The organism is Candidatus Igneacidithiobacillus taiwanensis, assembly GCF_031962545.1.
In the GTDB taxonomy this organism is placed as follows: Bacteria; Pseudomonadota; Gammaproteobacteria; order Acidithiobacillales; family Acidithiobacillaceae; genus Igneacidithiobacillus; species Igneacidithiobacillus taiwanensis.
Map to the genome: position 1 here is coordinate 1 of NZ_JAVRKK010000010.1, position 10,984 is coordinate 10,984.

A 10,984-nucleotide genomic window follows, 5' to 3' on the forward strand; every position below is an offset into this window, starting at 1 on the left:
GCGGAGACGTGAAAAAAACGCTGGACGATATTATTCGCCCGGTGTTCGAGAAGTACGTGCGACAGGAAGCGGAGCATCGGATCAAGACGTGGAGGGAGAAATGAAAACGAAATGCCCAGATTGCCGGGGGACCGGCTTGAATCCTCGGAGAGCATGTACGGCTTGCCCTACCTGCGGCGGGTGCGGCGACATGGCGGAATATATCCGTGCAAAAATCCGCACTTGGCGAAGAGAGAACAGTCCTTGGCGACGGTTGCTGCGGTGGGTAATGGGAAGTGAGAAATGAAGATCAAGGATGATGTGGAGTTTATACGGAAAGAGTTTGAGAAGGTAGGATTTACTGCAAGGAATATAGAACTCCGGTGGGTTGGGAAGGAATGCGTAGTTGAAGATGATGCCGGCATGGGCGGCGTACTTTGTAGGTTCTCAGATGGCACACGTGCATGGTTTCCAAAATCCTGTGTAGCGGATGAATCAGAAGAACCCATGCAAATCCTGCCGGACGGAACGATTGCCTCCGTAAAGACCCTGCGTGACGAGTTTGCTATGGCGACGCTAAGTGGCTATCTCGCGAGCTTTCCTGACGACGCGAACATAAAACCAGAGCACATGCGGAACATAGCGGAGTTTTGTTATCTCATGTCGGATGCCATGCTGGAGGCTAGGAAGAAATGAGCGCCGAAGAAGAAATCACTAAAGAAGTTGCGTACATAGAAGTAGTACGTTATAGGGATAAGGATGGTAAACCTACCTGCGCGAAGAACTTTGATACCGGCGAAGTGTGCCTGTTTTACACCGCACAGAGATTTGGTACACATGAAGCCTGTTGGCTCTCAGATAAATCAGGGAAATTTTGGGAAACTATGCGCCGAAGGAATGATGGAATAGGTTCTCTCATTCCATTGAATAATTGCCCGTTGTGGTTGGATGAAAGGGACGAAGAGTCAAATACCCCTCCCTGAAGGGAGGGGCTTGGTAGAAGCCGCCTGACCAGCGGTGGAAGCCAGGGTTCCGGGGAGTATCCCGGAAGGAAAGACTAGCCTGGTCAAGTAACCGAATCTGGCAACAGCGTTCGGGGACGTTGGAAGACAACTGAGCCATCTGCCCGTGGTAGGGCAAACCGTAGTGGGAACACTTCCCTAATTCCCGCGCAAGAGGATGGACAGTGGCGAAGGGAGGCTTTACGGGGCAGCGATGCTCCGGTTTACGCAGTAGGAGGTTGTATGCAGCAAGTATTTGTTCCCGTATTCGATATGGACGGCAAACCATTGATGCCGACCAAACCATCCCGGGCCCGTCGCTGGGTGCGGGATAAGGAGGCAGCCTGCTTTTTCCGCAAGGGAATCTTTTGCGTCCGTCTGCTACGTCCAGCATCCGGCGACCAGAAACAGCGGATCGCCGTAGGCATCGATCCCGGTTCCAAGCGGGAAGGTTTCTCGGTGAAGTCCAATGCCCATACCTACCTGAACATCCAGGCAAAGGCGGTGGACTGGGTGAAGGATGCCGTGGAGGTACGGCGAACCATGCGGCGTAGTCGGCGCTTTCGCAAGACCCCCTGCCGCAAGCCAGGGCCAGCGCAGGCCATGATGGGGACGGCAAAGCGTATCCCACCATCAACGAAAGCGCGGTGGCAATGGAAACTGCGGATTCTTTGGGTGCTGGCATCGGTATTTCCTGTTACCGACGTGGTAGTCGAGGATATTCAGGCCGTGACCAAGAAAGGCAAACGTCGGTGGAACGGTTCCTTTTCCCCGCTGCAAGTGGGAAAGGACTGGTTTTATTACCAGATCCGCGCTTTGGGAGTAGCCCTGCATCTTTGCTCTGGGTGGAAGACCAAGACCCTGCGGGACAATCTGGGCCTGAAGAAAACCGGCCAGAAGCTGGCCGAGAAGTTCTCGGCGCATTGTGTAGATGCTTGGGTATTGGCTAGGAGCATCGTGGGTGGATGTGACAAACCAGACAACGAGAAACTCTGGTGTGTTGCCCCGATTCACTTACATCGTCGGCAACTGCACCGGCTGCAACCGGACAAAGGCGGTATCCGCCGTCGCTACGGCTCCACCCGTAGTCTGGGATTGCGTCGCGGGAGTCTTGTCCAGCATGCGAAACACGGGCTCTGTATTGTCGGCGGGTTCCTCAAGGACCGGATCAGCGTACACGATCGGTCCACCTACAAACGGATCACCCAGAACGTAAGGCCAGAGGATTGCAAACCGCTGGCCTGGAATGCCTGGGTAAATCATTGGGCTTGATAGCATTTACACAAGGAGGAGCGGGAACAGGGGCGGCTTACGCCGCCGCGCTATCCCTCCCCGGCATGAATGCCGGGGTTTCCCGCGCAACTGGATGAACACAGCAGAAGAAATCGCCAGATTGAAAAATCAGGCTAACGCATTGAAGTACGGGGTTTGGTTCGCCGTGTTCGTCGTGGCTGTTTTGGCTGTGGGGGGTATACTTTGATTAGGATTTTGCCCAATCTGTCAACGCCGCCCACGACACAGGGCACAGCTTTTCGATCGCATCACCCACTTGGGTGGCATAGTGCTGGATTTCCTTCTGAGCGTGTGGATCAGTCCGAAGCCGCCATATCCGAGCGTAAGCGTAAAGGCTACCCGTCTCGATAAATTCCGTCATCATGGACTGCGGCAGGATCATCCGGGCCTGTTCAGGACATACCCCGCAGTTCAGCAGCGTTTCGTAGCCATCCACGCATTTTTCTAGGGCTTTGGAGTATGCGTCGGAGATTTCACATAGCTTCCCAGGTGCGTCAATGGCGCCCCCACTTCCCTGCTTAACGTGCTCTGCTTTGGAGCGCCACTCGGACGGGGTAAAGAACTCGGGCTCGTCTGTGACGTATCTCCGGCTCACTTCGTTTCGCGTGACGCCTACGGTATGGCGGAACCACTCCCGAGCTACGAAGATCGGCATTTTGATTCGAAACCGGAAGGTGACGTGGGAGAACGGAGTCCAGTGGTTATGGGCTGCGAGGTAGGTGATCAGTTTTTCGTCTTTACCCACGAGTTGCGCCGAGTGCTTTGCCATACTGACCCGTGCCGCATTTACCACGGTAAGGTCATCCCCCATGTGGTCCAGTAGTTCCACCGGCATATTTATTTCCTTCTTTATAGTGCTGCGTTCAGTCGTTGTGTTTGCTCAGGCGTGAGGTATTCTTCGGCCCATTCGTCAAACAGGACCATGTAGCAAACAGTGTTCACGCGGTCAGGGACTTGCTGGTACCAAAGGGACTGGCGAAACCCTTGCACTGCGCCTACCCAGTCTTGTGCTTTCATGGCACCAAGGGCCTCTCCAAACTCTAACAAGCCACCAAGTCCTAGATTATAGGCCGCGTCTATCAACGCCCCGAGTCGCACCTGCGAGAGATTCACGGCCCAAGGGAGGTTTGCGAGAAGTTGTTTGATTAACGCCGTTTCGTTTTGGATGACCCACTGGGTGGCCTCCTGGCGCGTGACTACGGTGTTCGGGCCGATCTGCGGCCCCGTCTGGCCGAACCCAACGCTCCATACCTTTCCGATGGGGTCCCAGTAGGCATGGGACCGGAAGCCCTCGGCGTTCTCGATGGCTAAAGTGAGTTGTTTAGGTGGTGTAGACATTTAGAATCTCCCCTTATACAAAATCATCACACCGTCTGGTTGCTCCAATTTGCCGGTATTAAACACATGGTGCCAGCGTGGAGCGTAACTCACGGATTCCTGCGCGTTGTGTATTCCCCCCACGGAGGGGAGGAATATCGGCACTATGGCTAAATGCCAACGGAGCAAAAAGTGCAGAACATGACGAGTCACTTGGCCGCGATGAACTCTTTCAGGGCGATACCCAGTGCCTTACTGTTCGCCGCCCACTGAGCGTCTAGCTCTGCTTTGCTCATGGCGCCCTTGGCGGTGCTGGCCTGCTGGATATTCATGATCGCGTTGACCAAAGCTTCCGCTGCAATGGTGAGAGGCACGATCTCCGGATTCCCAGAAGCTACGCCAGCAACCCCGGCTGCTGCGGTGGCAAGAGTCTCCCCTTCGGCTACAGTCGTGGGGTTTACGGGGTCAGTCGTTTCAGTAGTCATTTCGCTGCTCCTGCGGCGGTTTTGCTTTCCGCCAAGACTTGAGTGAGGGTGTTCAGGCTGTTCAGAATTGCCGCTACCGCTTGGTTGGCGTTTGCTGGAGGATTGGGGGTTGTACAGTAAGAAGCCGCCGTTTCCAGAGCCGTAGTGGTTTGCTTCTGTACCGCTGGGCTCATAAGAGGCTTCACCTGAGTCAACGCCACGGTTACGTTTGTTAGGCTTTTGCACGCGGCCAAACTGGCGGATGATGTAGTCGGAGTAGTCGCGCAGCCAGCCAAAACCAAAGCCATCGCGCCACCAGCGCCATACCAGGCGATTTTCTTGAGATTCTTGCGAATCCACGGGATTAGTCTTTTGTCCATTGTTCAGCCCTCCTTGGGCGGTTGAGTAGGGTTTTGATAGGTGAGGTACTTCGCGCCGTAGTGGACGGACCCGAGAAGGCCGAGCGCTCCCATGCCTGCGTAGATCACGGTCAGCAGATCAGACGATGACCACCACTTCTGCCACACACCAATCGCCAAAAGAACGTAGAATCCTGCGGCACTGCCGACTTTCAGATATTGATTCATCTTGTCCTCTCCTTCTCCGCTTCGGACCCCAGAAATGCTTTTACTATACTCTCGCCCTTGCGGACCAACAACCGTTTCTCCGAGATGGTCATGCTCGTGTCCAGAAAGCCTGCGTTTCCTGCGGGGAGATCGAGGACGGGGATGTTTTTCGCTTTCGCCAGTGCCACGGATGCGCGCTCTGAGGCGGTCAGCATCATATCCAGAAGCCTCTCCTGTCGGTCCAGCCAGCCAGTAATCGGTCCCGTTCGGCTACGCTCCGTGATCCGCAGCGCGAGCTTTTTGTAGGGACTCGTGGTGTATTCTATGGGCAGATTCATCATGACGCCCCCGTCACAGTAGCGGCCTTTATAGGGCGGGAAAATCTCGGGGATGCTGAAGGACGGAAGGACGACTTGCCAGACGGGGGTGTCGGGGTCGGAGAAGTAGGTGCCGAGGGGTACGGTGCGCTGGGTCTCTTCGTCGGACGTGACCGTAGTGAGGCTCGTTTTACATTCCTGCAAGGTTAGGTCGTTAGTGATTTCTCGCAGCCAGCTTCGGGCGTTGGCAATGGACGCTGCATATCCTCGGAAGGAATAGGTCCAATAGCGAATAGGAATGAGGTGCTTGAAATCGGCGTCGAGGACGATCTGCTCCATATCCTTACCCGACATATCCAGAGCAATACAGGCCGACACAATAGCCCCAGCAGACGCGCCGGACGGGTCAACGATGGTGTACCCGGCTTCTTCCAATGCTAAGATGGCCCCGACGTGAAGAGGGGCAAGCGTTCCGCCACCAGAGAAACAGACTTGGATAGGTTTCAGGGGCGTCGTAGTTGACGCCTCAACTGGGGCTGGTTTCTTGGGAGAACTCATGTGCGCCTGCCTTTTTCGGGAACGCCTGAAAAATCCAGAGAGGGAATGGCGCCATGTGGATGCCGCGCTCTGGAGCCCGATGATGCTCCGCACATAATGGCGCCATTTGCGCCATGCTGTCCACAAACGTCTCAGGCTGCGACGGGTCAAAATCCTCCCAGTGGAACCCGCGAAGGCGCACGACCTGAAGCAGCCAGTACAGCATAGACTGTTTCATCGGCACTTTACCGACCATGGCGCGCTGCCCCAGTGCTATAGCCTTTACTTCGGCCCAGTCCACATCATCGGATAACGCCCACTCAACCAATGCGTGATGCAGTTCAGGGTTGGGTGCTCCGCACATGCAGCATACCAGCCCTTCTTTCGCCTCTTTTTCCTTGGCTTTTCGGAAAGTCTCCGACTCAGTGCGCGGCGGATGGTCTGGGTAATAGACGGTTTCTTTCAGCGTTTCCATAACTTCGTGTTCTTTCTCAACCATTGTTCGCCTCCTTCAGACTCTCCACGAGCGCCCGTAGCTCTGTGTCCCGCTTTTCCTCCTGTGCCAACATCTCTTGAATCGCACCGGTCGTTTTCATTAGCTCCTCCAGTATATACATGTTTTGCTGTTCCTGGGACCGAGAGAGCCGCTGCTGTGCGAGACTTGCGACAAGAATGAATACGTCGATGTTCGCCATGATGATCGTCATTACGGTTTGCAGCATGGTGTACGGGTAGGGGTCAAACGGGTGCTTCAGAAAAGGCTGTACAGCCATCCAACCAAACATGAAGAAGTTGATGAGTATGAGCGCCTGTAGGGAGCCAATGGCCCGCAGAACAAAGAGAATGGCGCGGTCGAGGAACTCACTCATTGTGGTTACCTAAGCTGTATGTGGAGCGCGATGGTGACGACGAGAAACGTAACGGTTGCAAGTAGGGAAGCCGCTACGCCATACAAAATGCCCTTGGTTTTAGCGTCTACACGGGCTTGATCCGCCATGCGCGTAGCATTTTCCGCGGCCCATGCGGGTTGGGAGTTGAGCGCGTCTCGGGTTAGGGCTTCTATGGCGTTCTGTAAGCGGTCGAAGCCTGCGCCCATGTCATTACGCATCTGCCGCTGGTCTTGACGTAGTTCGTCGAGCATTTTCTGCTGGATCATGAGCCGTTCCGCTGTCGCGGCTTTCAAGTCTTCGATGGCGTCCTCGTGGTGATCCAAAGTTTTCTCGATGACTGCGATGCGTGTCCCAACGTCCTGTTCCATAACTGGCCCCTAATACGCGGTGAAGAATATAAGAAAAAGCGTACCACGGGCGTGGCAAATGCCCAATACGCTACCCGGAACGCGCCGCAGTGCTCCGCCTGTAACCGCGTAGCGGTTCAGGGGTGGTGAAGCGGCGCTATCGCCCAACGGGCGATCATTCCGGCCTTTCCTGTTGCTCGATGTACTGCTTGAGCACGGACAGGGGTGCGCCACCCACGGTCAGAATGCAGTAGCTCCGGCTCCAGAACACCGGTTTGCTCCAGTAATATCGTTTCAGGTGTTCGGCAAACTCCTTGCGCAGCAGTCGGCTGGTGACCGTTTTGAGATTGTTGACGAAAGCCGAGGGCAGCACCTTGGGCGTCAATGCCAGAAGCAGATGCACATGATCCGCCTCGCCGTTGAACTCCAGCACTTCGCATTCCCACTTGAGGGCGGTGTTCCGGCAGATGGCCTCCAGGCGGTCCAGCATGGGGCCGGTCATGCACCTGCGGCGATATTTCGTGACCAGAACCAAGTGATAGTTCAGGTTATAAACACAATGATGCAAGGTACTTAGCGTTTGCGTCGTCATGGTAACCGAGTATAATGAAGTCATGCTGAATCGCAAGGTTACCTATCGCCTGTACCCCAATGCCGAGCAGGAGGCTCGGATGCAGGAAACACTGGGCTTGCACCAACGACTGTACAACACGGCGCTGGAAGAGCGTATTCGTGTGTATCGGGAAACCGGCAAAAGCCTTTCCTTTGCGGACCAATGCAAAGGACTCACGCAATGGCGTAAAGCCGTGCCCGCTCTGGCGGGCCTCAATGCTCAATCCGAACAGGTGACGCTCAAGCGCCTGCATCTGGCCTTCCAGCATTTCTTTCGGCGAGTCAAGAACGGCGAGACGCCAGGATTTCCTCGATTCAAGAGTCTCCGACGTTACCCCGGCTGGGGATACAAGACCCACGGGGATGGCTGGAAGTTGCATCCGGGCGAGAGTGGCAGGCACGGCAAGATGTATCTGCAAGGTATTGGCCTGGTATCGATCCGTGGCAAAGCGAGAACACCAGGCACGCCGGTCACCTGCGAGATACTGCACAAAGCGGGAAAGTGGTTTGCGTCGGTCACGTTGGAAGTCGGGACAGTTCAACGCGAGCGTGGGACAGAGATGGGCGCCTTCGATTGGGGTGTGGCGGACTTCTTGACCATCGCCACCCTTCAGGGCATTGAGACGGTGAAGAATCCGCGCCACCTGCGGAACCAGTTGGCCGAACTGAAACGCCTGAGCAGGGAAGTTTCCCGCAAGATCGTCGCTGCCCAAAAAACGAGCGGACGGAAGAAAGGATTCCCAGTCTCCCATAGTCTGCGCAAGGCCATACACGCGCTGGCCTGTCTCCATGCCAAAATTGCCCGAAGCCGCAAGAACTTCTTGCACCAAACCAGCGCGTGGCTGGTGGAACGCTTTGGGGCCTTGGCAACGGAAGCTCTGAACGTGCAGTCCATGACGAAATCCGGCAAAGGGTCCAGAAAAAAAGGGCTGAACCGGGAAGTGTTGTCAACTTCTCCGTCGGCATTCCTCCAGATGACCAGGACCAAAGCGGAAGAGGCTGGGTCGTGGTACGAGGAAGCGCCGACGCGGGAGATCAAGCCAACCCAACGCTGCCATGCGTGCTGGGAGCTGCCGGAAGAGAGAAAAACGCTCTCAGACCGGCAACATCAGTGTCCGCATTGTGGCATTACCTGTGGCCGAGACGAGAACGCGGCTCTGGTGCTGTTGCGTTGGCTGGAAAAGAGATTGGCCGGTGAGTCCGGCCTTTGCTCCCCGCAAGGGGCCGGGCGGGAACCGTCCGAGATGTGGAGCGGGGTAAGACCACGGGAAACCGTGGCTCCTGCGTAGAAGCACGAAACTCACGCCATACCGTAAGGTTGGCGGGAGTAGTTCATATTGCCTGTCCGGTGTAGATAGTCGCCACCAAGGAGAGGGAAACGTCCGCTATTCCGCTGTCCGTGTTCGGTCCTAATATGGCAACTCGGTCCCCGGCGTTCATGGTCATGGCGCTCCCAGAGAAAGACCCGGATTGCGAGCCAGCGTTGACAGTAATTGTGCCAATGGTCTGCGCGGTAGAAGAGCCCGCTGGATAATACAACACAGAGAACGAGCACTGTACCGAGGGGGCGGTCAGGCAGCTCAAAACACTGGGCGCAAAATTTCCCCCGAACGTCACTTGGTACGGGAGCGTGGCGAGGAGCAATGTTGTATTGGCGGGAAGGGTGTCTGCGTAGAACGCGGGTATGCGGATGGTATTTAGCGCGGCCACACTCATCCTCACCGCCACCCCGGTCGCCATTTGCATAGCGGTGTCAATCGCCGGTAGCGTGGTCTGCCCCGCACTCAAGGTGTACTGGCCGAGGATAAAAGCGTCCATGTTGTTCGGAGCGGCGGTGGCGGCACTCACGGCGATGGAGTATTGCTTCGTCGCCTGCTGTTGGGAGGGTTGAAAAGTCGGGTCGTAGTCTGGGTGCCCGGCAGGAGGGCCGGTGACGATAAAAGGGTCTTGGTAGATGCTGGTAAGGGACGCGATGATGTACGCCGTCACGGACCCCGTGGCGGGAACCAACGAGGTGAGGTCAACTTCGTAAGATTGCGTGTCTGCATTGTCCACAACCCCATGCGCCTGCGCCACGATGCCGGTGTTGGTGAGGATGGCGAATGGGGCAGGCAGGTCGACGGTCACTTGCAGCCCACTGGTGGACACCTGCATATCTTGTGGGTTGATAAGCCCCGGAGAGAATAACAGGGACAACGGTGACGTGATGCTGCCAAACAGGGTCTTAGTCTGCTGGTTTAGACCAGTGGCGTCGAAAAATTGAACGGGCACGAAATTTGGCGTCTGCACATTTTTCCCCTTACCAGCCGATGGCCTGCACTTCGCTTACCGTGGTAGCCGCGTCAATTTGCTCCATCAGGCTCACCAGTTTGTCGCTCATTTGGTGCAAGTACAACTCGCCCTGCTGGAAAGCAGACAGAATCTGCTGCGGAGTCATCATGACGAACGAGCCGTCCTGCAAATACACCTTGCGCTCCATGAGTTCCCATTCCACCGTGCCGTCAGTGACGGGCGTGCCAAACGTAGTCGGGGGGGTAGGGGCGGTTGATCCGGACTTGCCAGACGTGGAGCAAAACAGGATAACGCCACTGACGCTGCACAGTTGCCCCGCCGTGTACTCGGTATCGGCAGCCCACGCGGAAGACTGGACGGCGGCGTTGGCGGTAATCGCCAAGCTGAGATTGAGGGCTTGCTTGGCCGTGGTGTTGTCTACCTGATAGGTCGTTCCGTCGATGGTTACGGGCACATAATCTGTGGCCGTGTTGTAGGCTTGAGTGACGACGCCCTTTTGTTCCGCCTGCGCCTGAGCGAGCAATTCCGCCGCCGTTGGCGCGTTGGGATTAGTTTGCGTGAGCGCTCCATTTACTACCCACCATTGCCCGGCCTGATTGTCCCACTCGGTTGAAGTAACGGGCAAAACTGAACAAGTGGATGGCGGCTCAGCATAATTGAATTTGGAAGTATCCTGCCACTGCAGGACTGCGCCAGTAGTTGTGTTGTATAGGACTTGTTGTGTCATGTCATCACCATTCTATTATAATGTAACCTGGAGCGCCATTGCTGCCACTGGAACCAGCGCCTGAACCGGTGCAGTAAGCCCCGCCTCCACCACCGCCACCTGAACCATAACCATATCCTGGAGCTGAGGCAGTACCACCACCACAACCACCCCGACCACTGCCACCGCCACCTCCAAACGGGCATGATGCGCCAGGACCTCCATTTCCTGCAAGACTTGAATCTGACCCATAACTACCATAAGGATAGCCGCTACCACCGTTACCTCCAGACCCACCTACAGGACCTTCAGAGGTAGATGTATTTCCTGCGCCACCTTCACCACCGCCTCCGCCATTTAATGTAATTAAAGTCGTGGAAGTAGTTGAGTCTGTAACTACTGTATTACCACCACTAGTCCCGTCATCTCCATTAGAACCACTACTATCTCCACCACTACCTCCGGTACCTTCGGCACCAATAGTAATGCTAATTTCGTCCCCAGGAGATACGGAATAAGCGGATCGAATAACCCATTCACCAGCCCCGCCTCCTCCTCCTCCGCCACCTCCAGCATTATTACTTGAACCAACAGTCCCACCACCGCCGCCACCACCGCCACCACCAGCACACCCACTTACCCAAATAGTCGTTACAGCGTCAG

The 10,984-nt window shown here is 55.8% G+C and carries 17 protein-coding genes; 4 read left to right on the top strand and 13 right to left on the bottom strand.

Annotation, left to right across the window (positions count from 1 at the left end):
* The first annotated feature begins 282 nt into the window (after window positions 1-282).
* From RTI30_RS02795 to RTI30_RS02805, 3 genes are all read left to right on the top strand, one after another.
* Window positions 283-675 (top strand): hypothetical protein, encoded by a 393-nt coding sequence (locus RTI30_RS02795; RefSeq protein WP_312283322.1) that lies wholly within the window; start codon window positions 283-285, stop codon window positions 673-675.
* On the top strand, window positions 672-962 hold the full coding sequence (locus RTI30_RS02800) for a hypothetical protein (protein ID WP_312283323.1): 291 nt from the start codon (window positions 672-674) through the stop codon (window positions 960-962). Before RTI30_RS02795 ends, RTI30_RS02800 begins: the two co-directional genes overlap by 4 nt.
* A gap of 261 nt (window positions 963-1,223) precedes the next feature.
* Window positions 1,224-2,252, top strand: a complete 1,029-nt coding sequence (locus RTI30_RS02805; RefSeq protein WP_312283324.1) for an RRXRR domain-containing protein — start codon at window positions 1,224-1,226, stop codon at window positions 2,250-2,252.
* 208 nt (window positions 2,253-2,460) lie between these two features.
* On the opposite strand, the gene thyX is transcribed toward RTI30_RS02805, so the two are convergent.
* From thyX to tnpA, 9 genes are all read right to left on the bottom strand, one after another.
* Window positions 2,461-3,108 (bottom strand): FAD-dependent thymidylate synthase, encoded by a 648-nt coding sequence (gene thyX / locus RTI30_RS02810; protein ID WP_312283325.1) that lies wholly within the window; start codon window positions 3,106-3,108, stop codon window positions 2,461-2,463.
* Between the two features lie 14 nt (window positions 3,109-3,122).
* Window positions 3,123-3,611, bottom strand: a complete 489-nt coding sequence (locus tag RTI30_RS02815) for a glycoside hydrolase family protein (protein WP_312283326.1) — start codon at window positions 3,609-3,611, stop codon at window positions 3,123-3,125.
* Window positions 3,612-3,799: 188 nt separating this feature from the next.
* Complete coding sequence (locus RTI30_RS02820; RefSeq protein ID WP_312283327.1) at window positions 3,800-4,414, bottom strand: hypothetical protein; 615 nt, start codon at window positions 4,412-4,414, stop codon at window positions 3,800-3,802.
* A gap of 23 nt (window positions 4,415-4,437) precedes the next feature.
* Entirely contained in the window at window positions 4,438-4,641 is a 204-nt protein-coding gene (locus RTI30_RS02825; RefSeq protein WP_312283328.1) for a hypothetical protein, read from the bottom strand.
* Complete coding sequence (locus tag RTI30_RS02830; RefSeq protein WP_312283329.1) at window positions 4,638-5,495, bottom strand: patatin-like phospholipase family protein; 858 nt, start codon at window positions 5,493-5,495, stop codon at window positions 4,638-4,640. Before RTI30_RS02830 ends, RTI30_RS02825 begins: the two co-directional genes overlap by 4 nt.
* Window positions 5,464-5,973 (bottom strand): hypothetical protein, encoded by a 510-nt coding sequence (locus RTI30_RS02835; protein WP_312283330.1) that lies wholly within the window; start codon window positions 5,971-5,973, stop codon window positions 5,464-5,466. The genes RTI30_RS02830 and RTI30_RS02835 overlap by 32 nt, the downstream gene beginning before the upstream one ends.
* Window positions 5,966-6,343 (bottom strand): DUF1003 domain-containing protein, encoded by a 378-nt coding sequence (locus RTI30_RS02840; RefSeq protein WP_312283331.1) that lies wholly within the window; start codon window positions 6,341-6,343, stop codon window positions 5,966-5,968. The genes RTI30_RS02835 and RTI30_RS02840 overlap by 8 nt, the downstream gene beginning before the upstream one ends.
* A gap of 5 nt (window positions 6,344-6,348) precedes the next feature.
* Window positions 6,349-6,732, bottom strand: coding sequence for a hypothetical protein (locus RTI30_RS02845; RefSeq protein WP_312283332.1), 384 nt, complete (start codon window positions 6,730-6,732; stop codon window positions 6,349-6,351).
* Window positions 6,733-6,886: 154 nt separating this feature from the next.
* A complete protein-coding gene (tnpA, locus tag RTI30_RS02850; RefSeq protein WP_409449673.1) occupies window positions 6,887-7,327 on the bottom strand; it encodes an IS200/IS605 family transposase in 441 nt (146 codons plus the stop codon).
* On the opposite strand from tnpA, the gene RTI30_RS02855 reads away from it, so the two are divergent.
* The gene (locus tag RTI30_RS02855) at window positions 7,326-8,612 is read left to right on the top strand and encodes a transposase (protein WP_312283334.1); all 1,287 of its coding nucleotides are present in this window, start codon (window positions 7,326-7,328) and stop codon (window positions 8,610-8,612) included. The genes tnpA and RTI30_RS02855 overlap by 2 nt on opposite strands.
* 43 nt (window positions 8,613-8,655) lie before the next feature.
* Here RTI30_RS02855 and RTI30_RS02860 read toward each other — a convergent pair whose 3' ends face one another.
* The 4 genes from RTI30_RS02860 to RTI30_RS02875 form a co-directional block, all read right to left on the bottom strand.
* The gene (locus tag RTI30_RS02860; protein WP_312283335.1) at window positions 8,656-9,612 is read right to left on the bottom strand and encodes a hypothetical protein; all 957 of its coding nucleotides are present in this window, start codon (window positions 9,610-9,612) and stop codon (window positions 8,656-8,658) included.
* 10 nt (window positions 9,613-9,622) lie between these two features.
* A complete protein-coding gene (locus RTI30_RS02865) occupies window positions 9,623-10,342 on the bottom strand; it encodes a hypothetical protein (protein WP_312283336.1) in 720 nt (239 codons plus the stop codon).
* Between the two features lie 15 nt (window positions 10,343-10,357).
* A complete protein-coding gene (locus RTI30_RS02870) occupies window positions 10,358-10,600 on the bottom strand; it encodes a hypothetical protein (protein ID WP_312283337.1) in 243 nt (80 codons plus the stop codon).
* Between the two features lie 117 nt (window positions 10,601-10,717).
* Window positions 10,718-10,951 carry a hypothetical protein gene (locus RTI30_RS02875; protein ID WP_312283338.1) on the bottom strand — a complete coding sequence of 78 codons (234 nt, stop codon included), beginning with the start codon at window positions 10,949-10,951 and terminating at the stop codon, window positions 10,718-10,720.
* Window positions 10,952-10,984: the final 33 nt, after the last annotated feature.